The organism is Dactylosporangium sp. NPDC005555 (genome assembly GCF_040605635.1).
Taxonomy (GTDB): domain Bacteria; phylum Actinomycetota; class Actinomycetes; order Mycobacteriales; family Micromonosporaceae; genus Dactylosporangium.
In genome coordinates this window covers 18,286-45,058 of the sequence record NZ_JBEXDG010000005.1, presented here as the reverse complement: position 1 = coordinate 45,058, position 26,773 = coordinate 18,286, and the positions used below count along the sequence as shown (strand labels likewise).

General features: G+C 73.3%; 18 protein-coding genes. 6 read left to right on the top strand and 12 right to left on the bottom strand.

What is annotated here, in order from left to right; translation table 11 throughout:
- Positions 1 to 142 precede the first annotated feature (142 nt).
- The 8 genes from ABZS58_RS07515 to ABZS58_RS07480 all read right to left on the bottom strand — a co-directional run bounded on the left by ABZS58_RS07515 (position 143) and on the right by ABZS58_RS07480 (position 14,858).
- The gene (locus ABZS58_RS07515; RefSeq protein ID WP_354778666.1) at positions 143 to 5,539 is read right to left on the bottom strand and encodes a beta-ketoacyl synthase N-terminal-like domain-containing protein; all 5,397 of its coding nucleotides are present in this window, start codon (positions 5,537 to 5,539) and stop codon (positions 143 to 145) included.
- A gap of 1 nt (position 5,540) precedes the next feature.
- A complete protein-coding gene (locus ABZS58_RS07510; protein ID WP_354779177.1) occupies positions 5,541 to 5,765 on the bottom strand; it encodes an MbtH family NRPS accessory protein in 225 nt (74 codons plus the stop codon).
- Positions 5,766 to 5,884: 119 nt separating this feature from the next.
- Entirely contained in the window at positions 5,885 to 10,456 is a 4,572-nt protein-coding gene (locus tag ABZS58_RS07505; protein WP_354778664.1) for an amino acid adenylation domain-containing protein, read from the bottom strand.
- Positions 10,457 to 10,643: 187 nt separating this feature from the next.
- Entirely contained in the window at positions 10,644 to 11,468 is an 825-nt protein-coding gene (locus tag ABZS58_RS07500) for an SDR family oxidoreductase (RefSeq protein ID WP_354778662.1), read from the bottom strand.
- Positions 11,465 to 12,607 carry a M20/M25/M40 family metallo-hydrolase gene (locus ABZS58_RS07495; RefSeq protein ID WP_354778660.1) on the bottom strand — a complete coding sequence of 381 codons (1,143 nt, stop codon included), beginning with the start codon at positions 12,605 to 12,607 and terminating at the stop codon, positions 11,465 to 11,467. The genes ABZS58_RS07500 and ABZS58_RS07495 overlap by 4 nt, the downstream gene beginning before the upstream one ends.
- Before the next feature lie 2 nt (positions 12,608 to 12,609).
- Complete coding sequence (argB, locus tag ABZS58_RS07490) at positions 12,610 to 13,455, bottom strand: acetylglutamate kinase (protein WP_354778658.1); 846 nt, start codon at positions 13,453 to 13,455, stop codon at positions 12,610 to 12,612.
- Positions 13,456 to 13,517: 62 nt separating this feature from the next.
- Entirely contained in the window at positions 13,518 to 14,498 is a 981-nt protein-coding gene (gene argC, locus ABZS58_RS07485) for an N-acetyl-gamma-glutamyl-phosphate reductase (RefSeq protein ID WP_354778656.1), read from the bottom strand.
- Positions 14,499 to 14,678: 180 nt separating this feature from the next.
- Entirely contained in the window at positions 14,679 to 14,858 is a 180-nt protein-coding gene (locus ABZS58_RS07480) for a lysine biosynthesis protein LysW (protein WP_354778654.1), read from the bottom strand.
- Positions 14,859 to 15,283: 425 nt separating this feature from the next.
- Between ABZS58_RS07480 and ABZS58_RS07475 the strand changes: the two genes are divergently transcribed.
- The 6 genes from ABZS58_RS07475 (at position 15,284) to ABZS58_RS07450 (ending at position 21,439) form a co-directional block, all read left to right on the top strand.
- The gene (locus tag ABZS58_RS07475) at positions 15,284 to 16,636 is read left to right on the top strand and encodes a DegT/DnrJ/EryC1/StrS family aminotransferase (protein WP_354778652.1); all 1,353 of its coding nucleotides are present in this window, start codon (positions 15,284 to 15,286) and stop codon (positions 16,634 to 16,636) included.
- A gap of 31 nt (positions 16,637 to 16,667) precedes the next feature.
- The gene (locus ABZS58_RS07470; RefSeq protein ID WP_354778650.1) at positions 16,668 to 17,624 is read left to right on the top strand and encodes a transketolase; all 957 of its coding nucleotides are present in this window, start codon (positions 16,668 to 16,670) and stop codon (positions 17,622 to 17,624) included.
- Positions 17,621 to 18,661, top strand: a complete 1,041-nt coding sequence (locus ABZS58_RS07465) for a transketolase C-terminal domain-containing protein (RefSeq protein WP_354778648.1) — start codon at positions 17,621 to 17,623, stop codon at positions 18,659 to 18,661. The genes ABZS58_RS07470 and ABZS58_RS07465 overlap by 4 nt, the downstream gene beginning before the upstream one ends.
- 5 nt (positions 18,662 to 18,666) lie before the next feature.
- Positions 18,667 to 18,939: an acyl carrier protein gene (locus tag ABZS58_RS07460; RefSeq protein ID WP_354778646.1), complete on the top strand. Its 273-nt coding sequence runs from the start codon at positions 18,667 to 18,669 to the stop codon at positions 18,937 to 18,939.
- Complete coding sequence (locus ABZS58_RS07455; protein ID WP_354778644.1) at positions 18,936 to 20,222, top strand: acyltransferase; 1,287 nt, start codon at positions 18,936 to 18,938, stop codon at positions 20,220 to 20,222. The genes ABZS58_RS07460 and ABZS58_RS07455 overlap by 4 nt, the downstream gene beginning before the upstream one ends.
- A 101-nt stretch (positions 20,223 to 20,323) precedes the next feature.
- The gene (locus ABZS58_RS07450; protein WP_354778642.1) at positions 20,324 to 21,439 is read left to right on the top strand and encodes a winged helix DNA-binding domain-containing protein; all 1,116 of its coding nucleotides are present in this window, start codon (positions 20,324 to 20,326) and stop codon (positions 21,437 to 21,439) included.
- A gap of 74 nt (positions 21,440 to 21,513) precedes the next feature.
- Here the strand turns inward: ABZS58_RS07450 and ABZS58_RS07445 are convergent, their stop codons facing one another.
- From ABZS58_RS07445 to ABZS58_RS07430, 4 genes are all read right to left on the bottom strand, one after another.
- On the bottom strand, positions 21,514 to 22,041 hold the full coding sequence (locus ABZS58_RS07445) for a DinB family protein (protein WP_354778640.1): 528 nt from the start codon (positions 22,039 to 22,041) through the stop codon (positions 21,514 to 21,516).
- A gap of 121 nt (positions 22,042 to 22,162) precedes the next feature.
- Positions 22,163 to 22,561: a PaaI family thioesterase gene (locus ABZS58_RS07440; protein ID WP_354778638.1), complete on the bottom strand. Its 399-nt coding sequence runs from the start codon at positions 22,559 to 22,561 to the stop codon at positions 22,163 to 22,165.
- Positions 22,562 to 22,605: 44 nt separating this feature from the next.
- Positions 22,606 to 23,076, bottom strand: a complete 471-nt coding sequence (locus ABZS58_RS07435) for a hypothetical protein (protein WP_354778636.1) — start codon at positions 23,074 to 23,076, stop codon at positions 22,606 to 22,608.
- Between the two features lie 291 nt (positions 23,077 to 23,367).
- Positions 23,368 to 26,655 (bottom strand): condensation domain-containing protein, encoded by a 3,288-nt coding sequence (locus ABZS58_RS07430; protein WP_354778634.1) that lies wholly within the window; start codon positions 26,653 to 26,655, stop codon positions 23,368 to 23,370.
- Between the last annotated feature and the right edge of the window lie 118 nt (positions 26,656 to 26,773).

Here is a 26,773-nt window from a genome sequence, read left to right as displayed (position 1 = left end):
AGAATACTATGGAGTCTGCATCGTGTCCTGTTGACTGTCGGAGTCTATTTGTTGATACAACGGGCCCGGGACGGGTGGATCGCACCGTCCCGGGCCCGGGGCGGACCGGGGCGACGAGGTCATCGCCGCACCCGGTCCGGTCTCATGCGGCGGCTACCGGGGTCTCCACCCGCACCTGCGGCACCTGCCGGGTCAGGCTCGGTGCGTCGGTGCCGGGCTCCTCGGCAGGAGGCGTCTGCGAGGCGGCCTCGGCGGCCGTGTCTTCGGCGGAGTCCTCAGCGGCACCGCCCACCTCGCCGGCGAGGAACTCGGCGAGGGCGCGGACCGTCGGGTTGCTCCACAGGATCGTGGGCGGCAGGTCCACCGCGAAGCAGCGGTGCAGCCGCACCCGCAGCGCCACGGTGAGCACCGAGTCGACCCCGAGCTCCAGCAGCGGCCGGTCGATCGCGATGTCCTCCGGTGCGAGGTTGAGCTCGGCGGCGACCTGCTCGTGCGTCTCCGCCGTCACCTTCTCCACCAGCTCGTCCGCCGGGACCGATGCCCAGTCCACGGCGCCGCCGCCGGTGTCCGCGGCCTCCGCGTCGGTCACCGACAGGTGCGAGAACACAGGCAGGGTGTGCCCGGGCATGACCCGCATGACGGCGACGTACGGCAGCGCGTAACGGTCCGCGTAGCTCCAGCTGCGCAGCGCCTCGCTGACAGTGATGCCGCCGAGGCCACGCGACTCGGCCTCGAGGATCGTGGCCTTGCCGGTGGTCTCCCCCATGCCGCGGCCGATCCACTGCGCCCACGCGAAGCTCGTCGAGCCGGTCTCGCCCCGGGCGTGCCGCAGCGCGGCGAGCGCGTCCAGGAACGAGTTCGCCGAGGCGTAGCTGACCTGGCCGGTGAGCCGGGCGAACTGGCCGCAGGAGGAGAACATGGTGAAGAAGTCGAGCGTGCCGGCCGGGTACAGCCGGTGCAGGACCATCGCACCGTCGGCCTTCGGACCCATGGTGGTGTCCAGGTTCTGCGCACCGGTCTTCTCCACCAGCGCGTCGGACACGACACCGGCGCAGTGCACGATGCCGCGCACCTGCGGCAGGTCCAGGTTGCCGGGGTCCAGCGCCCGGGCGGTCGCCTCCGGGTCGGAGATGTCCAGCCGCAGCACCCGCACGGTCGCGCCGGCCGCCTCGAGGGCGACCACCTCGGCGACCTGGGCGGCGACGGCGGGGTCGGACACGGTGTCCCACTCCGAACGCGGCGGCAGCCCCCGGCGGCCGACCAGGACCAGCCTGCGGGCACCCCGCTCGACCAGGTACCGCGCGGCCTCGAGACCGAGCGCACCGAGACCGCCGGTGACCAGGTAGGTGCCGTCGGGGCGGCAGTCGACCGGCTCCCGCTCGGCGGGCCGCTCCACCTTGCGCAGCCGGGCCGCGAAGAGCCCGTCGGCGGTGCCGGACAGCACGTCCTCGTTCGGCGGCAGCGCGCCGATGACGGCCGCGACGGACGCCAGGTCGGTGCCCGCGTCGACGTCGACGGTGCCGCCCCAGAGGTCGGGACGCTCGCCGGCGACGATGCGGCCGGCACCCCACAGCGGGGCGTGCGCCAGCGCGCCTTCCGTGGTGCCCTCGCGGACGCCCCGGGTCAGCGCCCAGATGGTGGGCCTGCGCTGCTCGTCCTCGATCGCGGCGACCCGCTGGGTGGCGTCGACGAGCGCCTGCGCGCACCGCCGGGCCGCCTGCTCGGGCGCCTCGCCGGGCAGCAGCGCCGGCGGCGCCACGATCACCACGTCACCGGCGGCCAGCAGGCCGTCGCTGATCGCGGCCGGGTCGGTGGCCACGCGGGTCTGCACGCCGCGGGCGTTGAGCGCCTCGACCAGCGCCGGTCCGCCCTCGGGCTGCCCGACGAGGAGCGCCTGCCGCGGCTGCGGCGCGTCGGCGCGGACCTCGACTGGCTCCCAGGCCAGCTCCTGCACCAGGTCGCGCGGGCCGACCGCGCCGGAGCCGATGTCCTGCACCTTGACGTAGCGCAGCCCGCGGGCCTCGCACACGACGGCGCCGGTCTCGTCGGCGACCCGCATGTTGATGGTGTCCGGGGTGCGCGGGTCACGCGTGGTGTGCACGTAGATGCGCGCTGGCGACTCCCCCTTGAACTGCAGCGACTCCAGGTGCGAGCAGGTCCGCAGGACGGTCGAGTCCTCCGACATCACCAGCACGCCGCTGGCGGTCAGTGCGGCGTCGACGACCGCGGTCCAGCTCGATGGGTGCAGCTTCGGCGTGTGGTCGACGGTGACCGTCGCGATCTGCTCGTCCTCGCCGCGCAGCAGCTCCTCGACGACCCACGGGAACGTGTAGCCGTCGACACCCATGGCGCGGAAGATGCCGTCGACCTTCGCCCACGTCCACGACACCGGGCAGCGGGCGCGGATCGTGTCCACGTCCTCGAGCGGGGTGACGCCGACCTCGGGCTCGGGCACGACGGTCGCGGTCGTGTGGGTCAGCCACTCGTCGTCCCTGACACCACCACCGATACCGCCGCTGCCGTCCTCGCGCTTGATCCGGCTGGCGAGCCGGACCTTGTCCTGCTCCATGACGACCTGCACGACCCGGGTCGGGTGCGCCGCGAGGGGGATGCGGAACACGATGTCGCGCAGCCCGTAGGGCACGTCACCGTCGCCGGCGGCGGCACCGATGAACGAGTTGAGCACCACCGAGGCGGGGACCGTCTCCACGCCGACGACCTTGTGCGACTGGGCGTAGGGCCGGTTGTCCATGTTCAGCTCGGTCTGCCAGACCCGCTGCACGGGGGCGCTGGCGACGGTCGTGTGCCCGCCGATCAGCGTGTGCTTCTCCGGGTCGTGGCCGAGGCCGCCGCTCGTCTCCGCCGGGGTGTCCGGGAAGATCCAGAACGGGCGGTGCTGCCAGCGCACGGCCGGCACGTCGACGAGTCCGCCGGTGTACGACCAGCGCACCGGGCTGCCGAGGCAGTGCAGGCGGCCGAGGTTGGCCAGCACCGTGCGCTGCTCCGGCTGCTCGCGCTTGAGGGTGATCGCGACCTGCGCGTCGGAGACGCCGGCGTCGATGGCGGTCTCGCTGATCGAGTGCGCCACCACCGGGTGCGAGGACACCTCCAGGAACACCCGGGCGCCGTCGTCCAGCGCGGCCCGGACGGCCTGGTGGAAGCGCACCGGGTCGGCCAGGTTCGTCGCCCAGTAGCCGCCCTCGCGGGCCGCGGTGGAACGCGGGTCCGCCATGGCCGTGCTGTACAGCGTCACCTTCGGCTCGACGGCGTGCAGCTCGGCGGCGGCCCGGCCGACCTCGGCCAGGACCTCGCCCCGCACGTGCGGGCTGTGGAACGCTACGTCGGTGTTGACCTTGCGGGCCTGGATGCCGTCGGTCTCCATCTCGGCGACGAAGGCCTCGACCGCGCCGATGTCACCGGAGACCACTGTGGACAGTGGGCTGGCGGCGATCCCGGCGACGACGCCGTCGCGGCCGGCGAGCCGCTGCTCGACGTCGGCGAAGGACATCGGCACCATCGCCATCGCGCCCTGCCCGGCGACCCGTTCGAGGGCGCGGGCCCGGCGGCAGGCGAACCTGGCCGCCTCGATCCGGTCGAGGCTGCCGGCGACGACCGCCGCGGCGATCTCACCGACCGAGTGACCGATGACGGCGCCGGGGACCAGCCCCAGCTCCGCCCACACCTCGGCGAGCGCGACCTGCATCGCGTAGGTCATCGCCTGGGTGCGGGTCACCGTCCACGGGCCACCGGCGTCGATCGCCTCACGCGGGGTCCAGCCCAGCTCCTCGGCGAAGACCGGGCCGAGCTCGTCGATGACGCGGGCGAACGCCGGCTCGGTGGTGAGCAGCTCCTGGCCCATCCCGGACCACTGGGCGCCGTGCCCGGAGAAGACCCAGACGGGTCCGCCGGCGCCATGCTCACCGAAGGCGCGGGCGGCGCCGGTGACGACGCCGGGCGAGTGCCCACCGTCGGCGAGGGCCTCCAGCCCGTCGAGGAGCTCGTCGGCGCTGCCGGCCACCACGACGGCCCGGCGGGCCAGGTGCGAGCGGCGGTCGGTCAGCGTGTGGGCGAGGTCGTCGAGGTCGGTGCCGGGGTTGGTGCGCACCCAGTCGGCGACCGCGCCGGCCAGGCCGCGCACGCCCTGCTCCGAGGCGGCCGACACGGGGAACACCCAGGGGCGCTCGCGCCGGTCCACGCCGTGGCCGTTGGCCGGCGGGTGCTTCGCCGGGGCCTGCTGCAGGATCGCGTGCGCGATCGAGCCGCCCACGCCGTAGCTGGAGACACCGGCCCGGCGGCCGTGCTCACCGGCGCGCCACGGCGTCGTCTCGCCGACCAGGCGCATCCCGCCGTCCTCGAGGCCCAGCTCGGGGTTGACCTCCTCGTGCGGGCTCGGCGGCAGCTCGCCGTGGCGCATGCCGAGCAGCACCTTGATGACGCCGGCGATGCCGGAGGCGGCCTCGACGTGCCCGACGTTGGGCTTGAGCGTGCCGATCAGCAGCGGGTCGTCGCTGTCGCGGCCGGGGCCGAAGACGCTGCCGATGGCCTTCGCCTCGGCGGCGTCGCCGAGCTGCGTGCCGGTGCCGTGCGCCTCGACGTACTGCACCGTGTTCGGGTCGATGCCGGCCCGCTCGTAGGTCTCCTCCAGCATCCGCTGCTGGGCCTCGGGGTTGGGGGCCATCATGCCGTCGGAGCGGCCGTCCTGGAACACGCCGCTGCCCATGACGAGCCCGTAGATCGGGTCGCCGTCGCGGGTCGCGTCGGACAGACGCTTGAGGATGACGACGCCACCGCCCTCACCGCGGCCGTAGCCGTCGGCGGACTTGTCGAACGCCTTGCTGCGCCCGTCGGGCGACGTCGCCGACGCCGCGTCGAGGGCCACCACGAGCGCCGGCGAGGACATGATGTTGATGCCGCCGACGATCGCCACGCTGGTCTCACCGGTGCGCAGCGACTGGCACGCGACGTGCAGCGCGGTCAGGGAGCCGGCGCAGGCGGTGTCGACCGCCATGCTCGGCCCGTGCGCGTCGAGGAAGTAGGAGATGCGGTTGGCGATGCCGTAGAACGTGGTGCCGTTGACGGCCCAGGCGCCGGTGCGGTCCAGATCCTCCAGGAGCCGGCGGCCGTAGTCGTTGGTGTTCGCGGCCACGTAGACACCGGCGTCGGTGCCGGCGAGCGAGGTCGGCGGCAGCCCGGCGTCGCAGAGCGCCTCCCAGGCCATCTCCAGCATGATCCGCTGCTGCGGGTCGATGTATTCGGCCTCGCGCGGGGTGATCTGGAAGAACTCCGCGTCGAAGCCCTCGATGTCCTGCATGAACGAGCCCTTGCGGGTCGTCTGGCGCAGGATGGCGCGGGTCTTCGGGTCGGCCTCGTAGGGGTCCCACCGCCGGGCGGGCATCTCGCCGACGGCGCTGCGTCCGGCCCGCAGGAACTCCCACAGCTGGCCGGGTGTGTCGAGGTCGGGGGCGAAGCGGCAGCTCATGCCGATCACCGCGAGCGGCTCTTCGGTGGTTTCCGGGGCGGTCTGCGGTGTGTGCACCATTTCAGCCAACGTGAACACCTCCTTCGGCGACGACCGCGCGGCGCAGGCTCAGCGGCCGCAGGTCGGTCCATACCTCGGCGATGTGCGCGAGGCAGTCGTCCTTGGGGCCGTCAAAGCCCTCAGCGGCCCAGCCGTCCGGGACGTCCTGCCCGGCGGGCCAGATCGAGTACTGGTCCTCGTGGTTGCGCACCACGAGATACGTGCGCTCGTCCGTGCTCACTGTCACTCCCATCGTTTCGGTCTCGTCCGTTTCGGCCGTGCGGGGGCCGGCGCCGGGCATCCTCCCGGCCCGTTCCCGTGTGTTCCGGTCCCGGGACCCGTGTCCCGGCCGGCAGTTCAGGACGCTCAGGACGCGCTGAGCGTCCGGATGTATCCGGCCAGGTGCGCCGGGGTGTGCAGGGCCCGGGTCCGCAGCAGCTCGCTCAGCCCGCCTGCACCGGAGGGGGCGGTGCAGCGGCGCAACGTCCGGGGCCCGGCGGCGGACGGGTCCGCCGCCAGCTGGGCGGCGACCTGACCGGCGATGCCGGCCACCCAGACCCGGTCCGGGTCCAGTCCGCCGGCCCGCTCGTACCATTCGCGGTCCGGGCAGGGCCGCAGCTCGTGCCCGGCGGCGCGGATCGCCGCCAGCAGGTCCTGGGTGCTGCCGACGGCCGCGGGGACGGCGTCGACGTAGCTGACACCCGCCTCGGTGCGGCCGTCGCCGGCCAGCAGGACCGCCTCCGCGGCGGCGTCGGCGGGCAGCGCCTGGAAGAGCTCGTTGCCGTCCAGGGCGAAGCTCTCCGGGTGCTGACCGGTCTCGATCATCGCCCGGGACCAGCTCCACACGGCGTCGGCCGCGTTGATCTGGTGGCGGTCCTGGTCGCCGAAGACGCTCGGGATCCGCACCACGGCGGCGGGCACGTCGAGCTCGCCGGCGTGCTCGAGGTACAGCTCGGCGACCGCCTTGGACCGCACGTAGCCGTTCACGCCGGACGGCAGCGTGTGCAGCGGGCCCGGTGGCACCGTCCCCCCGGCCGGGTAGCCGGCGGAGTCGAAGACGGAGCTGGTCGACACGACGGTCAGCGCGGTGCGGCGCCCGGCGGCGGCCAGTTCCAGAAGCCCGGCGAGGCTGTGCGTGTTGGCGTCGGCGAGCTGCTCGTACGGGTACACGTGGTTGACCCACGCGGCGGTGTGCACGATGCGTCCCGCCCGGTCGGCGAGCCGGTCGTGGTCGGCGACGGACAGACCGAGCCGCGGCGCGGCGATGTCGCCGTCGACGAGCTCCACCCTGGCCGCGTGCCCGTCGCGCCACAGCCCGAGCGCCGTCATCCCCGCGACCAGGTCGTCGCGGCGGGCCTCCCCGCCCCGGGCCAGGCACACCACGCGGGTCGTCTCCTCCGCCAGCAGCCGCGCGAGGACGAACCGGCCGACGAAGCCGGTCGCGCCGGTGAGCAGCACGACGCCATGGTCGGCGTCGGGACGCTCCGCCGGGCGCGGGATGCCGGCGACCCGCTCGGCGATCTCGGCGCGCATCGCGGTGATGTCGTCGTCGCCGGTACCGGCGGCGGAAACCACATCCGCGGTGCCGGCGCGGACCTCGTCGACGGCGTCGGCGAGAGGCTGCAGCTGCGGCGTGCGGAACAGGGTCTCCATCGGCATCTCGACGCCGAGCGACGTGCGGATCCTCGCGACCAGGTGCATCACCATCAGCGAGTGCCCGCCGAGTTCGAAGAAGTTGTCCTCGGTGCCGACCGTGGCGACGCCGAGCAGGTCCTGCCAGATCGCGGCGAGCTCCCGCGCGGTGCCCTCGGCCGGCGTCGCGCCGCGCGGGCCGGTCGCGGTGCCCTGGTCGCCGCGGTCGGCGAGCGCCTGCCGGTCGAGCTTGCCGTTGCGGGTCAGCGGCAGCTCGGGAAGGACCGTGACCTTCGCCGGGACCATCCACTCGGGCAGGGTCCGCAGCAGCGCGCGGCGGATCGCGGAGCCGCTCGGCTCGGCGTCGCCGGCGGGGACCACGTAACCGGCGAGGGTGGCGGCGCCGACCCGGTCGCGTTCCAGCAGCACCGCGGCGCGGGCCACGTCGTCCAGGGCGCTGAGCGCCGCCTGGACCTCACCGAGCTCGATCCGGTGGCCGCGGACCTTGACCTGGTCGTCGCCGCGGCCGAGGTACAGCAGTTCGCCGTCGGCGCGGCGGATCGCGAGGTCGCCGCTGCGGTACATGCGGGCGCCGGCCCGGCCGGTGAACGGGTCGGGCAGCATCCGCTCGGCGGTGAGGGCGGGGTTGGCGACGTAGCCGTGGGTGACGCCGTCGCCGCCGACGAAGATCTCGCCGGGGACGCCGGGGCCGACCGGGTGGTGCGAGCCGTCGAGAAGGTACAGCGACAGGTCGTGCAGCGGCGGGCCGATCAGCGACGCGTGCTCCGCCAGGTCGGTCTCGCGCACCCGACGGAAGGTGACGTGCACGGTGGTCTCGGTGATCCCGTACATGTTGATGAGCTCCGGCTGCTCGTCGCCGTGCGCGGCGACCCACGGGCGCAGCGCGGCGTGGTTGAGGGCCTCGCCGCCGAAGACGACGTAGCGCAGCGCGGTGCCGCCGCCGCGTGCGAGCAGCGCCGCGCTCACCTGGCCGAACGCCGACGGCGTCTGGCTGAGCACGGTGACGCCCCCGGTCTGCACCAGCTCGGCGAACACGTCGGGGGCGCGGGTCGCCCACTGCGGCACGACCAGCAGGCGGCCGCCGTGCAGCAGCGCGCCCCACAGCTCCCAGACGGAGAAGTCGAAGGCGTAGGAGTGGAACAGCGTCCATACGTCGTCGGGGCCGAAGGTCATGTGCTCGTCGCAGGCGGCGAGCAGCCGCAGCACGTGCTCGTGCGCGACGAGGACGCCCTTGGGCCTGCCGGTCGAGCCGGACGTGTAGATCACGTACGCGGGGGCGTTCGCGGGCACGTCGACGGTCACCGGCTCGGGCGCCTCGGCGATCTCGGACCAGTCCAGCACCAGGGTCTGCGGGCCGTCGTCGCCGAGTGCGGGCGCTTTCGCGGTCGCGGGGGTGACCAGGACGGTGCTGACCCCGCATTCGGCGAACTGGTCGGCGGTGCGGTCGGCGGGGTTCTCGGGGTCGATCGGCAGGTACGCCGCGCCTGCCTGGAGCACGCCGAGGATGGCGGCGGGCAGGTCGACGCCGCGTTCGAGGACGAGCCCGACGATGCTGCCCGGTCCTTCGCCGCGGTCGCGCAGGGCGGCCGCGATCCGGTTCGCCCGCTCGGCGAGGTCGGTGTAGGTGAGCCGGTCCTGGTCGTCGGCGGCGGCGACCGCGTCGGGATGCCGGGCGGCCTGCTCGGCGAACGCGCCGTGCAGGGTCGTCGCCGCCGGCGCATTCGCCGGCTCGTGCGCGGGGATGACCGCCGGCTCGTCGTCGGCGAGGATCGCAAGGTCCGCGACCGGGACGTCGGGCGTGGCGAGGCCGGCCCGCAGCAGCGTCTCCAGCCAGCGGGCCCAGCGGTCCACAGTGGACGCGTCGAGCAGCTCGTCGTCGAACGGCAGGTAGCCGACGACCTCGTCGCCCTCGCACCACAGCTCGGCCATCAGGTCGTAGTGGGTCGCGCCGCCGTCGAGCTCGGCGAACGACACCTCGACGCCGGGCATCCGGGGCGGGGTCGGCGCGCCGTCACGCAGCGAGAACGACGTCTGGAAGATCGGTGTCACGCCGGGGCGGCGGGAGGTCTGCAGCTCCCGCACCAGCATGTCGAACGGGATCTCCTGGTGTCCGAGCGCCTCGCCCAGGGCCACGCCGGTGCGGCGGACCAGGGTGTGCAGGTCCGGCCGGTCATCGACCCGCACGTGGATCGGCAGCCAGTTCAGGAAGTAGCCGATCATCCGCTGCGTCTCCGCGCGGGGGCGGCCGGCGACCGGTACACCCACCACCAGCGACTCCGAGCGGACGATCCGCGACAGGAAGGCGATGTAGCCGGCGAGGAACGCGCCGAGCAGCGTCGTGTCGTGCCGCTTCGCGAGGTCGCGCAGCCCGTCGACGAGGTCGGCGCCGAACCTGACGTGCTGGAACTGTCCCTGGCTGCCGCGGATCGCCGGGCGGGGGCGGTCGGTGGGCAGGTCGAGGGCCTCGGGGGCGCCGTCGAGCCGCTCGCGCCAGTGCTCCAGCAGCCGCTGCATCGACGCGCCGTCCACGGTGGCCCGCTGCCACTCGGCGAAGTCCGGGTAGTGCACCTCCAGCGGTGTGAGCTCGACCGGCACGCCGCGTTCCCTGGCGTACAGACGGCCGAGGTCGTCGAGCAGGATCCCCAGCGACCAGTTGTCGGACACGATGTGGTGCTGGACGAGGGCGAGCAGGTGGGTGCGCTCGTCGACGCGGTAGAGGGTGCAGCGCACCAGCGGCCCCTCGGCCAGGTCGAAGTCCTCGGCGACGAGCCCGGAGGCGAGCTTTTTCGCGGTACCTGCCGGGTCGGTCTCGCCGGTGCAGTCGACCTCGTCGAGCGGCAGCGTCATGCGGTCCAGGACCAGCTGGTAGGGCTTGCCGTCGCGCTGCCGGAACACCGTGCGCAGCGACTCGTGCCGCAGGGCGAGCTGCTGCAGCGCCTCCCGCAGCGATTCGGGGTGCAGGTCGCCGTCGATGCGCAGTGCGACCGGGACGTGGAAGATCTCGCGGCGGGTCAGCAGCTCGTACATGAACCAGAGCCGCTCCTGCTCGAAGGAGCACGGCGCCTCGTCCGTGTCGGCGGCGCGGCTGGTGATGCCGAGGTCGGCGCCCTGGCGGGCGAGCATCCGCTCCACCAGGCGGCGCTTCTGCGGGGGCAGCGACGCGAGCCGCGTCCGCAGCGCGGCGAGGTCCGCCGGGGCGGCGTCCGGCTGCCCGTTCGACGGGGTCTCCGGCGCGGCGTCCAGGTCGGCGTCCGGCCGCGTCTGCAGCTCGGTCGGCTGGTCCATGGCAGGGAACTCCTTGTCCGTCGTCTGCGTCCGTGTCGGCTGTCCGGTCGTCGTCCTGGTGCTCTTTCGTCGTCCCGGTGCACTTCCGTCGTCCCGGTGCTCTTTCGTCGTTTCGCCGCGGTCGTACCTGTCGTCAGCGGCCGGCTGCGGGTGCGGTCGTCCGCCAGGTCTGCGGTCGCCCGCAGGGTCAGCGGGCGGTGAAACCGCCGTCGACCACCAGTTCGGTGCCGGTGACACCGCCGGAGTTGGGGCTCGCCAGCCACAGGCAGGCGGCGGACACCTCGGCCGCGGTGACGAGGCGGCCGAGCGCGTGCAGGGACGCGGAGGTGCTCTCGTAGTCGTCGAGGCCGGAGCCGAGCGACTCGGCGACCGCGCGGGTGCTGCGGGTGCCCAGCTCGGCGTCGTCGGCGACGGTGCTGGGGCACACGGCGTTCGCCCGCACGCCGTGCCGGCCGTACTCCAGGGCGATCGACTTGGTCAGCCCGACCACGCCGTGCTTGGAGGCGACGTAGTTGGCGTACATCTCGAACGCGACCCGGCCGCCGGTCGACGCGGTGTTGACGATCCGGCCGCCGCCCTGCCCGACCATGTGCGGCAGCACCGCCCGGCAGCAGCGCCAGGTGCCGCTGAGGTTGACGTCGAGCGCCAGCTGCCACTGCTCCTCGGTCAGCTCGTGTGCCCGCACCCCGCCGGGGCCGAGCACGCCGGCGTTGTTGAGCAGCACGTCGATCTGGCCGAACTCGTCGAGCCCCTCGTCGACGACCTTGTCGACGCCGGCCTGGTCGCGCACGTCGGCGACGCCGGTCAGCACGCGGCTGCCGAAGCGCCGGCACTTGTCGGCGGTCTCCTCCAGATCGCGCCGGCCCGACATCTCGTACGGTCCGGCGTCGGGGTCGCAGTGGTCGACGAGGATCAGGTCGGCGCCCTCGCGGGCGAAGGTCAGCGCGTGGGAGCGGCCCAGCGCACGGGCCGCACCGGTGATCATGGCGACGTTCCCGTCGAGCAACATCATGCCTCCATCGGTCTGGGATCCGCCGGCGCGGGTGTCACGGCCAGGTGCCGCCCGAGCCGGGGCAGGGCGAGCGCCAGGACGTCGATCGCGCGGTACAGCTCGCTGATCGGGATGTGTTCGTCGGTGGTGTGGTCCAGGTGGGCGTCGCCGGGCCCGTACGCGGCCATCGGCACCCCCCACGGGTCGAGGGTGTTCATGTCCGAGGTGCCGGCCTTGCGCTTGAACGTCGGGCGGCCACCCTGGGCGGCGATCGCCGCGCGCAGCTGGCTCACGACCGGGTCGGACCGGGTCCGGGTCACCCCGGGCACCCGCTCGTCGACCCAGATCCGGCTGTGCGTGCGGCTGCGGGCGAAGCGCTCCAGGGCCGCGAAGTCGAAGCCCGGCGGCACCCGGCAGGTCAGGAACGCCTCGGCGTCGGCGAGGTCGCCGCACAGCCGGATGAGTGTGCCGGCGGCGACGCCGAACGCGACCGGGTCGTCCTGGTCCGGTGACAGCCCCCGCAGGTAGTCCTGCACGTCGTGGGCCCAGCGGGCGGCGCGCTCGACGGCGGTCGGCTCCGGGCTGCTGGTGTGCAGCGGAGGTTGACGCATCTCGTACCCGAGGCCGATGCGCCCCTTGTAGCCGAGGCAGACCCCGTCCCAGCCGCTCGGCTCGCCGATGACGACGGCGGCCGGCCTCGGCACGGTGTCCATCACGTGCAGGGCACCGAGTCCGCCGGCGACCTCCTCGCCGACCGCGCCGATGACGTGCACGCGCACGTCGTGGCTGCGGGCGGCGGCGCAGATCATGGTGACGAAGGCGCCCTTCGCGTCGACGGAGCCGCGTCCGTACAGCAGGTCGCCGATCTGGCAGACCGGGACCTGCCCCGGCACGGTGTCGATGTGCCCGAGCAGCATGACGGTCGGGGCGTCGCCGGGGCCGATGACGCCGTGGACGTTGCCGACCTCGTCGACGTGCGCGTCGAAGCCCAGCGTGTCCAGCTGGTCGGCGAGGAACCCGGCGAGCGGCAGCTCCTGACCCGACACCGACGGGATGCTCAGCGCGGCGCGCAGCAGCCACGCCGGGTAGTCCTCGCGCAGCACCCCGGGCCGGGTCCGGCGCGCGGCCCACGCCGCCGCCTGCTCCCTTTGTTCAGCCACACTCATGCCACGCCGCCCGTGCCGCGCTCGCGGACCTTCGAGCCACGGCCGGCGAGGGCCTGGCGGATCGGGCGCTTCTGGCTCGCGGCGCCGATGGCGACCCGGGCGACGGTCAGGCTGGCGCGCAGCCCGGCCCGCACCTTGTGCCGCATCCGCCCGCGGACGGTGTCGCCCTCGAGGTGCTGCGGGCCGACCTCGGCGATCCTGGTGGCCGGGTCGTCAGGGTCGGCGTAGACCCCGGCGACGTCGGTGAGCAGGACGAGCGCGTCGGCGTCCAGCGCGACGGCGAGCCGCGCGGCCATCTCGTCGGCATCGACGTTGAGCAGGTTGCCGTCGGCGTCGCTGGCCGGCGGGGACACGACGGGCACCTCGCCGCGGTCGAGGATCGCCCGCACCGGTGCGGGGTCGACGTGCTCGATCCGGCCCGACCGGTCGTCGCGGATCAGCACCGTCCTGCCTTCCCGCACCGACCGGATGGCCGGCTTGCGCGACGCGGTCGCCAGTGCGCCGTCCGCCCCGCTCAGGCCCACCGCCCGCGTGCCCCGCGCCCGCAACCCGCTGACCAGCTCCGGCTTGACCCGCCCGAGCAGCGCCATCGTGATGACGGAGAGCATGGTGCGGTCGGTGCGCCGGCTCTGGGTGCCGTCCGGCGACTCGATGACCTCACGTTGCACGCCGAGCTCGTCGGCGAGCTGGTCGGCGACGGCTCCGCCGCCGTGGACCAGGACCGTGGGCGTGCCCGCGGCGGCCAGCTCGGCCACCTCGTCCAGCACCGGCCCCGGGTCGGCGCCACCACCGATCTTGACCACGATCACCCCGTCGGACGTGGGTGTGACGTCCTGTGCCATGCCCGTTCACCTCCTCTGCTGTCCCGCCGCCGGTGTTCCCGCCCGTGCCCGTGCCGCACGGCTCAGGCCGGGTGCAGGCCCGTGAACTCCAGGCCGGCGTCCTCGGGCAGGCCGCGGGCGACGTTCAGGCTCTGCACCCCGCCGCCGGCGGCGCCCTTGACGAGGTTGTCGAGCGCGGCGACCACGACGATCCGGCCGCCGTCCTCGTCCACCGCGCAGCCGACGTCGACGAAGTTGGTCCCGGACAGGAACTGCGGGTCCGGCAGGCGGTGCACCCCGCGGCTGCGGGCGACCACCCGGACGAAGGGCCGGTCCCGGTACTCCCGCTGCAGCACCCGCAGCACGTCGCGGCGCTCGACCGGCTCCGGCGGCGTGACGTGGCAGATCACCTGCGCGCCACGGACCGACGGGACGGCCGTCACGGTCATGCGGGCCCGGACGCCGGCGTGCGCGGCGATCTCCTGCTCGTGCCGGTGCCCGGCGGGCTTGTAGACCCGCAACGCGTTGCCGCGCTCCGCGTGGTGCGACGACGGGCCGGGTTCGGCGCCGGAGCCGGACGAGCCGGTCCGGGCGTCCACCACCACGTCTCCCGAGACGAGGCCGGCCCTGCTCAGCGGGGCGAGCGCCAGGATCGCGGCGGTCGCCATGCAGCCGGGGACGCTGATGCGCTCGGCACCGGGCAGTTCGTCGGCGTACAGCTCGGGCAGGCCGGTCCTGTAGACGTCGCCGGACGCGGAGGTCGCCCCGGCCCGGAAGTCGGGGCTGAGGTCGACGATCGTGCCGGCCAGCTCGCCGACGCCGGCCTCGACCTCGGTGGACGCGCCGGAGGGCAGCGCCAGGAAGGCGGTGTCGACCGGGGCCAGCTCCTGCGGCGGGTGGAAGGTCAGCCCGAGGTGGTGCAGGTTGGGGTGCACCTCGGCCACGGGCCGGCCGGCGTGCCGGCGCGAGATCGCCTGCACCAGGTCCAGTTCCGGGTGGGTGTGCACGAGCCGCAACAGCTCCCCGCCCGTGTAGCCGGCCGCACCGACAACGCTCACCTTCACCGTGCCGCCCCTTCCACCTCGTGCAGTCTTTGTCGTTTGTGCTGTCAACGTTTCGTCAGAGTTCCGGAGTGGGCACCGCGGCATCGCGCGGTTGTATCGCGCGGTGGTATCGCGCGGTGGTATCGCGCGGTGGTGGAGGGTCCGCCTCGGCGTGCCCGCCACCGACCGGCGAACGGGCGGCTATTCGCCCCAGTCCTCCTCGACCTCCGGCGCCAGGGCCAGCACGACCGGCCCGGTCGCCACGACTTCGAGCTCACTGCTGCAGTGCTGGCAGATCACGATCTCGGCAACCATGAGTTCGTCCGATACGCCCACTGCGCCACCACACTCGGGGCACTGCACGGTCAGTGCAACAGTCACGAGTTGCCTCCTGCAGATTGTGTGACTACTGTTTGGCCAACACTGCAGAAACTAACACATGCTTCACGGCACCACATCCCGAGAGACGCGATGAAGACGACGCGGGGAGATCTGCCGGGAAGGGCTCTCGCAGGTCACGGCAAGGGTGATCGAATATCTGGGAAGATGGATCGATGTGCCTTCCCCACGTCGCGTTTTGTCGCACAGCACAAGGAAGGGAGGAGCCGCGATGATCGAGTTGCGGATCACCCCGGACGGGGTGATGCTGGCCTTCGACACTGTTCCGCCGACCCGGCGACACCGGATTGAGGACTACGCAGACTCTGCATCGCAAGGCGATGAAAGTCTGCAGCATCGGTCTCCTCGCGCACGCCCTTCCGAGCGGCGACCCGGCACCCGAGAGCACCGTCCGGAGGTGTTTGTTCATGGCTGACACGCGCACCGTGACCCCCACTGTGCCCCCCACACGGACCCGCGGCGCCGAGCTGGCGCTGCTCGGCGGCGACCGCGCCGTGCCGAAGGACATCGCCGGCGGCGACTGGCCGATCGTCACCACCGACGACGAGCGGGCGGTGCTCCGTGTGCTGCGCGACCAGCCGCTGAACGCCGCGTCGCCCGGCGAGCCCGAGATCGGCCGGCTCGAGGCGGCATGGGCGGAGCACACCGGCACCCGGCACTGCGTCGCCGTCGCCTCCGGCACCGTCGCGCTGCACCTGGCGCTGCGCGGCTGCGGGATCGGCCCCGGCGACGAGGTCGTCGTGCCGGCCCTGACGATGAACGCGACCGCACACGCCGTCCACGCGGCCGGTGGCACCGCCGTGTTCGGTGACATCGAGCCGGGCACCTACAACCTGGATCCCCGCTCCGCCGCCGAGGCGACCGGTCCCAGGACGGCGGCGCTGCTGCCGGTACATCTGCATGGGCTGCCGGCGGACATGCCCGCCCTGCACCGTCTCGCCACCAGGCTCGGCGTGCCGATCGTGGAGGACGCCGCGCAGGCGCACGGCGCGCGGCTCGAAGGGCGCAGGGCCGGGGCGCTCGGCACGGCCGGCTGCTTCAGCCTGCACCCGCACAAGAACCTGCCGACGTGCGGCGAGGGCGGGCTCATCACCACCGACGACGACGACCTGCACGAGCAGCTCGTCGGTCTCCGCAACTTCGGCGAGCACGCGCCGGCCGAGACCCGCAGCTACATCAGCCACCGCGCCGCGTTCAACGCCCGGATGGCGCCGGTCGCGGCCGCCTTCACCCACTCGCAGCTCGCCCGCTTCGACGACTACGCCCGGCGGCGCGAGCCGGGAATCCGTGCGTTCGTCGACCGGCTGGCGCAGCTGCCCGGCCTGCGGGTGCCGCTGATTCCGTCCGGGCGCACGCACGCCTGGCACATCCTCCGCCTGATGCCGCAGCCGGAGGCCCTCGGGCTCGGCCCCGAGCACCGCACCGGGCTGCGCGCCGCCCTGCACCGGGTGCTGCGCGCCGAGGGCGTGCCGGTCTCCCAGTACCAGGTCGCCCCGCTGCCGGCGCATCCCGCCTTCCGGCCCGCCGGCATGTCGGAGGCCGACGCACTGGACCGGGTCGCCGAACGCTTCCCCGTCACCGCCGCGGTCGTCGACGGATCCCTGTGCCTGCAACGCCGGCACCTCGACCCGGCAGCCGGGCCGCTGCTGGAGCGCTACGCCGACGGCTTCGAGAAGGTCTGGCAGCACCTCGACCTGATCCGCCAGATGGCCCGCTCGCGCCCCGCGCCGGGCTGGCGAGAGGTGCTCCGCAAAGGCTGACCAGACCGAAACTCACCGAAGGGAGCCAGACATGGCCGTGCCGACCACGACCGGCCCGCCGCACTCCCCTGTGCGGGCGGGTGGAACACCCGTCTCCGACGAGGACGCGCCCGGGTCCGAAGTGGACCGGAGCAGGTCCGCAGCAGACACCGCCGGCGCCGACGTATCCATTGTGGACACACCCGGCGGGACAGGCTTTCCCGGCGGGGCGGCGGCGATGGCGCAGCGGATCCGCCAGGACGTGATCCGGATGGCGGGCGGCCCCGAGGGCGCACACGCCGGCGGCAGCCTGTCCTGCGCCGACCTGATGGCCGTCCTGCACGCGGAGCTGCTGCGCCCCGGCGACTCGTTCGTGCTCAGCAAGGGCCACGCCGCGCCGGCGCTCTACAGCGCGCTGGTCCAGCTCGGCCGCCTGCCCGCCGAGGAGCTCGACAGCTACGCCCGGCCCGGCAGCCGGCTCTTCGGCCACCCCGCCCACGACCTGCCCGGCGTCGAGTTCGCCACCGGCTCCCTCGGCCACGGGCTCGGCCTGTCGATCGGGCTCGCGCTCGCCGAGCGGCTGCGCGGCGGCGACCGGCGCGTCTACACCGTCCTCGGCGACGGCGAGCTGCAGGAAGGCAGCGTGTGGGAGGCGGCGCTGCTCGCCGGGCACCGCAAGCTGTCCGGGCTGGTCGCGACCGTGGACCGCAACGGACTGCAGATCACCGGCGGCACCGAGGGCTGCGTCGCGCTCGAACCGCTCGACGCCAAGTTCGCGGCGTTCGGCTGGCAGGTGCGCACCGTCGACGGGCACGACCTGGCGGCGCTGCGCGAGGCGCTGCGGCCGTCGGCCGACGGTCCCGTCGCGGTGATCGCCGAGACCGTGAAGGGCCGCGGCGTGCCGTTCCTGGAGCGCAAGGTCGCCGGGCACTACGCCAAGCTCAAGCCCGCCCTGGTGCAGCGCGCGCTCGCGGCCCTCGCCAAGAGCGCGAAGGGAGCACCGTCATGACCCAGACCGTCGCCGCCGCTGCCGACCCGCGGCCGGTGCAGGAGACGCCCGAGCTGGGCCCGGACCCGCGCACCGCCTACCGGGACGCGCTGATGGACCTCGCCGCCTCGGACCCCCGGGTCATCTGCCTGGACTCCGACACCGGCGGGCTGGAGGACACGTTCGCCGAGCGGTTCCCCGACCGGTACATCAACGTCGGCATCGCCGAGGCCAACCTGATGACCGTCGCCGCCGGGCTCGCCCGCCGCGGCTTCATCCCCTACGTGCACACCATGGCGACCTTCGCCACCATGCGCGCCGCGGAGTTCCTGAAGGTCGACGTCGTCGGCAACCGGCTGCCGGTGCGGGTCATCGCCACCCACGGCGGGCTGTCCGCCGCGCACTTCGGCACGACCCACTTCGCGCTGGAGGACCTCGCGGTCGCCAGAGCCCTGGCCGACCTGGCCGTGGTCGTGCCCGGCGACGGCCGGCAGATCGCCGCCGCCACCCGGCAGCTGCACGAGCTGCCCGGCCCCGTGTATCTGCGGCTGGGCCGCTCGGCCACGCCCGTCCCGCCCGGCCCGGCGCCCGAGTTCCGGCTCGGCGAGGCCAGGACGCTGCGCGAGGGCACGGACGTCACCATCGTCGCGACCGGGCCGATGCCGCTGCTGTTCGCGCTCGACGCGGCCGAGCGGCTCGCCGGCGACGGGATCGCCGCCGAGGTCCTCGACCTGCACACGCTGCATCCGCTGGACCGCGACGGGCTGCTCGCCGCGTGCCGCGGCCGCGCCGGGGTGGTGACGGTCGAGGAGCACCGGCCGCAGGGCGGCGCCGGCGACGCGACCGCCGAGGTGGTGTCCGCCGACCTGGCCGTGCCGATCCGCCGGATCGCCGTGCGCGGCCGGCCCGGCGCCCGCGTCGCCGGCCAGCGCGACGCCCTCGAAGCGCACGGGGTGAGCACGAGCGCGGTCGTCGACGCCGCCCACGCCCTCCTCGCCCGCACGGACCACGACGACACACCGGCGCGCCACGGGGCCGCCGACCGGAGGACGAGGTGATGACGATGGCCGGGACGGCCCTGATCCACGACGAGGACCGGATCCGTTACGTGCAGAGCGTGTTCCAGCGCGTGCTCAAGGTCGAGAAGGGGGTGACGCCCGACGACGACTTCTTCGCCCTCGGCGGCACCTCGCTGACGGCGATGGAGGTGATCGACCTGATCGAGGCCGAACAGGGCCGGCGTCTGGCGGTGCGCAACTTCTACCAGGCGACCGTGGTCCGTGAACTCGCCGGCGAGCTCACGCCCGCCACCGACACAGACGGAGGTGCCGCATGATGCGGCCGAGAGCAGGACTCGCCGCCGAGGCGAGCACCGAGGTTCGCCCTGAGGCGAGCACAGGGGCGAGCACGGCCGCGGACGGCCGGACGTCCGTTGAGGCCACCGGCGCGCCCTCACCCGGACAGTCGACGTCCAAGCTGCACTCCCTGACCGGTCTGCGGTTCATCGCCGCGTTCCTCGTGGTGCTGTGCCACGTCGGGATCAACCTGCTGCCCAACGTGGCCAAGGACCAGGTCTTCGTCCTGCACGTCTTCTACGGCTTCGGATCCGTCGGGGTGTCGTTCTTCTTCATCCTCAGCGGTTTCGTGCTGACCTGGGTCGCCCGGCGGACCGACACGGTGCCGCAGTTCTGGCGCCGCCGGTTCTTCAAGATCTACCCGAACCACCTGGTGATGTTCGTCGCGGCGATCATCCTCGCGGTCACCGCCGCGCACGCGCTGTCCACCCGCGACACCCTGGCGACGCTGTTCCTGGTGCACGCCTGGATCCCCGACCAGCAGCTGCTGTTCAACCTGTGGTCCAACACGCCGACCTGGTCGCTGTCGTGCGAGCTGCTGTTCTACCTGGCGTTCCCGTTCGTGCTCACGCTGCTGCGCAAGGTCCGCCCCGAGCGGCTGTGGCGCGGCTTCTGGCTCACGTTCGCGGCGATCTGCGCCGTGCCGTTCATCGCGCTGCTGCTGCCCAGCGGCGGCGAGCTGCACCGCGGCACCGGCCTGCCCTGGCTGCACATGTGGTTCATGACGTTCTTCCCGCCGGTGCGGATGCTCGAGTTCGTGCTGGGCATCTTCACCGCGCTGATCGTCATCAACGGCCGCTGGAAGAAGTGGCCGATGCCCGTCGCCGTGATCGTCGCGTTCGTCGCGCTGATCGCCGCCGGTGGTGCCACCCCGCCGATCCTCGGCTTCGTCGCCGTCTCCGCGCTGCCGCTCGCGCTGCTGGTCGGCGCCACCGCCACCGCCGACATCAACGGCCGCGGCACCTCGTTCGGCAGCCGTGCCATGGTGTTCCTGGGTGAGATCTCCTTCGCCCTGTACCTGGTGCACTGGCTCGTCGTGGCCTACGGCTGGATCGGCCGGCACTCCCCGACCTGGGGCGCCGACCCCGCCGACGCACCCACGACGTGGGGCACCGTGCTCGCCTATTCGGGGCTGACGATCGTCACCAGCCTCGTGCTCGCCTGGCTCCTCTACACACTCGTGGAGCGCCCGATCATGCGGCACTGGAGCCGCCCGGCGGCGAAACGCGAAACTCCCGAGGCTGTCGGGGCCGACAGGGGCTGAACATCGATGAGGCTCCCACCCGTGCGGGTGGGAGCCTCATCGCGTCTCATGCAGTGTGTTTCGGGCAAGGGTAGGGTGAGGACGACCGCAGAGGGGGCAACGTGAAAGTCACCTGGAAACAGGTCGCGACCTGGCGGATGCAGCGCCAATACGTGCACCCGCGCACGAAGCGGAGCGCGAGCGAGATCGTCGGCAGGCTGTGTGGTGTGCAGGCGCAGGTGTGGAGCGCCGCCGAGCTGGCCGTCGCCTTGCGACAGACGACACCCGACGGTGACGCCGTCGACCGGGACGTCGCCGACCTGACGCTGATGAAGACGTGGGCGATGCGCGGCACGCTGCACCTGCTGCGTCCCCAGGACGCAGGTGCGTTCCTGTCGCTGATGGCCGACGCGGGCAGCTGGCTCAAACCCTCGTGGACCAAGGCGTCCGGGGTCAGCCCGAAGCAGGTCGACGAGCTCACCGAGGAGGTCTCGGGCATCCTCGACGACGGCGCGGAGCTCACCCGCGACCAGCTCGTCACGAAGCTCATCGCCGACAAGCGGTTCCAGAGCATGGAGGAGCGGCTGCGGTCCGGCTGGGGCTCGGTGCTCAAGCCCCTCGCCTGGCGGGGCGCCCTGTGCCACGGCGTCAACCAGGGCAACAAGATCACGTTCACGTCGCCGGCGAAGAAGTTCGGCAAGGACTGGCAGGGCATCCCCGAGCCCGACGAGGCCGCCCCCCTCGCGATCGAGGCCTATCTCGGCGCCTACGGGCCCGCCGCCCCGGACACCTTCGACCGCTGGCTGACGCTCAACAGCACCAGCAAGCCGAAGCTGCGCAAGTGGTTCGCGGACCTGGGCGACAAGGTGACCGAGGTCGACGTCGAGGGCCGCAAGGCGCTGATCCTGGCCGAGCACGCCGATGAGCTCGCCGGCACCACCGAGTGCAAGGGCGTCAAGCTGCTCGGCCACTTCGACCAGTATGTGCTCGGCCCCGGCACCAAGGACGACGCGCTGCTGGACGCCCAGCACCGGGTCAAGGTGAGCCGGGCGGCCGGCTGGATCTCCCCCATCGTCGTGGTCGACGGCCGCGTCGAGGCCGTGTGGGAGATCGACGGCAAGGAGCTCGTCGTGACACCGTTCGACGGCGTGAGCCTGCCGCGCAAGGACCTCGACAAAGAGGCCACCCACGTGGGCAAGGCCAACGGGATCAGCGGCCTGAAGGTCCGCATCGCCTAGCACGCGGGCGGAGGCGGCGCGCGCCGACGCGCACGGCGGAAGCGGGCGCCGGGAGGCGCGCGGCAGCGACAGGCTCAGGAGAAGTGGGCACGGTGGAGGTCGCGCAGCAGTGCGACCTCCGCGCCGTGGTGCATGACCTCGCGGTTGACGTGCAGCATCAGTGTCGCCATCGGCCGGTCGCCCCACGGGCCCTCGGCCTCGCCGATCGGGCGTTCGAGGGCCGCCTTGTCCAGGCCGCTCACGGCGTCGCGCCAGTCCTGGTAGTGCGCCCGCAGCGCGGCGACGGCCGCGTCGGCGCTGACCGGCAGCTGTGCGGTCGCCATCGTCAGCGAGCCGTCGCCGAAGTGGGTGCTGGTGCGGATCGCCAGCACCTGGAAGGCGACATGCGTCAGGCGCCACGCGATCGTGGTCACCGGCGGCGGCTCCGGCGTCTCCCTCGTGCCGTCCAGCGTCGCGCGGCCGTCCGCGGCGGTGCGGACCGACCAGCAGTCCTTGACCGGCTCCCAGAAGTACTCGTCGTCGGTGAGACCGCCGAGGCGGGGCGTGAGATTGTGCTCCCAGTAGAGGTCCAGCTGATCGAGCACCTCTGCGCGCCAGTCCATGCACGGGCTCCCGTCCGGTCGTTGCGGCCCTTCCTGCACCGTAGGACTGCCGCGACAACCGCCTTGCCGGGATCGGCGCGCGTTCCCCCGTTCGGGAGAAGCGCGCCGGAATGCCTGCCGATCAGCGCAGATTCTGCAGCCTGACCTGCCCGCGGGCGACGAGCCCGCCGGCCGCGTCGACCGTCTCCACGACCCACACCTGTTGCGTGGCGCCGCGGTGGACGGGCACCGCCGTCGAGGTGAGCCGGCCGTTGGCCGCGGTGACCGGGGCGTAGAAGTCGGTGGCGTTGCTGACCCCGACCACGGTGCCCCGGTCGCCGATCCAGCGGTCGGCGGCCACGCTCGCGACGGACTCGACGACCGCGCAGTGCACCCCGCCGTGCAGGATGCCGTGCGGTTGCAGCAGGTCCTCGCGGGCCGACCAGGCGGCGACCACCCGGTCGGGGCCGACCTGCTCGAACTGCAGGCCCAGGTGCTCGACATAGGGTCCGAGTCGCTGCGCGACCATGTCCGTCGTCATGTCTCGAGTATCCCAGTGTCTGCCGGACTCTGCAGAGTCCGCAGTCAGTTGTCGAAGAACTCGAGCTGCCCGTTGCGGCGCAGCCGGTCGACCCACGCCTGCGCCGTGTAGCGGGGGACGTCGAAGTGCCGGGCGAGCTGCCCGACGCTGCCGGTGCGGCGCAGCTCGGCGGCGACCAGCTCAGCGTCGGGCATGCGCCGGTACGGCCGGTCGGGCTTGGCGCGGCTGGCCTGCCGCTCCTCGGTCTCCGGGACCGCCGTGCCGGGGAGCACGGTCGCGGCGACGGCACTGCTGAGCGACCGGGCGAGCATGTCGAAGTCGATCGACCGGGCGGCGTTGGTGGGCAGTGCCCCGCCCTCGGGGGCCATCACGGACAGCTCGACGACCTGCGCTTCGAAGTTCTGGTTGATCCGGACGCGTGCGGTGATGGTGGCGGGCGCCTTGTCCCTGTCCGGGCTCTCGGCCACGATCTTGACCGTGTAATGCGTTTCAACGAACTCCTGATCGGGTTCCATCGGGACCGCCTTATTCTGTTGCTCCTCTCGGGGCGAGCCGAGGGAAAGGTGCATGTCGACTGGCACAGCCATCCTGCGGATACTATACTCCGGTCGAATCTTCGAAGGCTGCCCCGAAGGAGTGAGGCTTCGAAGGCCACGCGCGGCGACCGCATAGCGCTTGACCTGGGAATTCGCCGAAGCCCGACCATCGGGAGTCGCAGTCTGCGACGTCTCGCCATCGCGGAGCATGCGCAGATTTTTTCGACCCTGTGCCACCGACTCACACCGTAGGGTGACGGACCTCGCCGGTCAGCCCCGGCCGGGCGCGCCGGTTAACGCCAGCTCCCCGATCGGCGCGCCGGGCGTCTCGGCGACCGCCGCCAGGAGATCGAGCACCTGATCGATGCGCCGGTAGCCGGACGCCTGGTCCCACAGATCGGTGTTGAGCTCCACCATCGCGGACAGGCCGGACGGGCGCAGCAACCCGTGGAACGCCATGTCGTAGCGGGCCGTGCCGTGGGAGATGAAGCGGTACTCGCAGCCCAGGCCGGCGAACGAGGCCGGCATCCACGACTCCAGCTGCAGCTCGCAGGTCACCTGGTAGATCGGGTGCACGCCGGTGACCCGCTCCGGCTGCACGGTCTGCACGATGTCGGCGAACGGCGCCTGCTGGTGCTCGTAGGAGCGCAGCACCGCGGCGCCGACCCGCTGGACCAGTTCGTCGAAGCGCGGGTCACCGGACAGATCCAGCCGGATCGGGATCACGTTGAGGAAGCAGCCGATGAGGTGTTCCGCGCCGCGGACGGTCCGGTTCGCCGTAGGGATGCCGATGACGATGTCGTCCTGGCCGCTGAGGCGGTGCAGCAGCACGGCGACCGCCGCGCAGAACACGGTGAACGGGGTGGTGCGCCCCGCGGCCGCGACGTCGCGCAGCGTGCGGGCCGCGCCGGCGGAGACGGGCCGCTCCAGGAACTCGCCGCGGAAGCGGGCCTTGTCGCCGCGCGGGTGGTCGGTCTCCAGCCGCAGCGCCGGCGCACCGGCGAGCTCGCGGGCCCAGAACCGGCGCAGCCGCTCGCCCTCCGGTCCGTCGAGGAGCTCCTGCTCGGCCCTGGCCAGGGCGGCGAAGCCGACCTCGTGCCGCGGCAGGACCGGCGCGCGACCGGCGGCCCTCGCCTCGTACGCGGTGCCCAGCCCCCGCATCAGCAGCGTCATCGACACCTCGTCGGTGACCAGGTGGTGGAACAGCAGCTGGGCCTGGTGGTGCTCGGCGGTCAGGCGGATGATCCGCGCCCGCAGCAGCGGCCCGCGGGTGATGTCGAAGCCGGTGTAGGCGATCTCCTGCTCCAGCCGCTCCCGTTCGGCCTCCCTGGCGGCGTCGTCGAGTCCCGTCAGGTCGTGCACCGGCACGTCGATGCCGGTGTGCGGCTGGATCCGCTGTACCGGCTGCCCGTCGACCTCCACGAACGTGCCACGCAGTCCGGGCTGGTGGGAGACGACGTCGTTGACCGCGGCGGCGAACGCGTCCGCCCGCAGCGGCCCGGTCAGGTCCAGCACCAGGGGGATCGTGTGGGTGAGCGAGCCCGGGTCGGCCTGCTCGGCGAGCCACAGCTGACGCTGCCCGGACAGCAGCGGCACGTCGACCACCGCGGCGGGATCGTCGGGGGCGTCGGCGGCGGCGGTGGCCGGCCCCTCGTCGGAGGCGTCGGGCAGGTCGGCGACGAGCTCCAGCATGCCGTCCAGCTCGGGGTTCGCGGTCCGCAGCTCGGCGGTCAGCTGCGCCGGGGTCGGGTTCTCGAACAGGGCCCGGACCCGCACCCGCGCCCCGAGCGCCTCCTGGAGATCGGCGACGAGCCGGGTGGCGAGCAGTGAGTGCCCGCCGGCGGCGAAGAAGTCGTCGTCCGGTCCGGTCTCCGGCTGCTCCAGGGCCTGCGCCCAGATCTCGGTGACCAGGTCGAGCAGCCGGTCGGGCCCCACCTGCGAAACGGCGGGCGCGGACTCGGTCCGCAACGCAGAGGCGGGCAGGCCGTCCACGACCTCCAGCCGGCCGTCGACGCTGCGCCGAGCGGTGAGCCCGGTGGGCGCGCCCGCGAGGAGCAGCGCGGCGGGGTGGTGCGGCGACAGCCCGCCGGCCAGGGCCAGGTCCTCGGCGCGGGCACCGTCGAACGCGGTGAGCACCGGCCAGTCCTCCTCGCCGCGGGACCGGTCCAGCCGCACCGTCACCGGCGTGCCGTCCGGCAGGTCGATCCGCGTCGCTTCCCCGGCGTCGCCGTCCAGCGGCGCGGCCTGCGGCGCGTGCAGCTCCAGCTCCGGCAGCCGCAGCTCCGGGCGCTCCAGCCACTGCCGCAGCACCCGGCCGTAGTCGTCCACCAGCGCCTGGACCCCGGCCGGGGTGTAGAGGTCCCCGTCGTACTCCAGCCACAGCCGGACCTGCCCGCCTGCGAACTCGATCTCCACGACGGTGTCGAAGCGGCCACGGCCGCGCTCCACGTCCAGGACCCGCACCGGCAGCCCACCGAAGCGCAGGTCGCCGACGGCGTCGACCCGCGGCAGGAACAGGTGCTGGATCAGCGGGGTCCGGTCGGTGGGGCGCGGCGCGGACGCGGCCCGCACGATCCGGTTGAACGGCAGCCGGACGTGCTCGATCGCCGCCGCGACCCGCTTCGAGCAGCGGGCCACCGTCTCGGTCAGGTCGGGTGCGCCGGCGAGGTCCAGGCGCAGCGGGACGGTGTTGGACAGCTGCCCGACGAGCGACTCCAGCTGCGGAGCGCCGCGGTTCGCGGCGAGCACGCCGAGGATCAGGTCGTCGCGGCCGGTGGAACGGGCGATCGTGGCGGCCCACCCGGCGAGGCACAGCGCATACGGCGAGCTGTGCAGGTCGCGGGCGGTGGCGCGCAGCGCGGGCCCGCCGACGCCGGGCAGGACGAACTCGACGCGGCTGCCGACCCCGCGCCGGATGCGCCGGCGTGGCCGGTCGGGCCGCACGTCGAGACTCGTCGGCGCGTCGCGCAGGGTCTCGCTCCACCACGCGGTGTCGGCGTCCTGGGTGGCCGGCAGGAGTGCCTCGCGCTCCCAGAAGACGAAGTCGCCGTACTGCAGCTCGGGCTCCGGCACGGTCGACGGGAGATCGGCCGACGCGGCGGTGTAGTCGGCGGCCAGTTCGGCCAGCAGCAGCCGGACGGCGGTGGCGTCGGCGACGATGTGGTGCACCGCGAGCGCGAGGACGTCACCGTCCGGGCCGCCGCCGTGCACCAGCAGGAACGCGACACCGCAGCCGGCGGAGGGGTCGATGCCCCGGGCGGCGAGGTCGGCGAGTTCGGCGCCGGTCGGCTCGTCGACCACGGTCACCGGCAGCGGGTCCGGCACCGGCCGCACGATCTGGCCCGGCTCCCCGTCCCGCAGCCGCAGCGCGGTGCGCAGCACCTCATGCCGGGTCAGCAGCGCGCGGACCGCGGTGCGCAGCGCGGTCTCGTCGAGGCGGCCGGGCACGGCCAGTGCCACGCACTCCGTCAGCGGGGCCTGCTCCGCCGCCGACGCGTCGGAGGACCAGAAGTGCTCCTGGATGACCGCGAGCGGCATGAAGTCTTCGTAGTCTCTCATGGAAATACGGTAACTCACTGCGCCTCCAGGCGCGCGAGAGTGACCGGTTCGGGTGGCTTCTGCCCCGGCAAGATGCGCTGTCTGCAGAGTCGCGTTACCGTGAAGCCGTCGGCAGTTG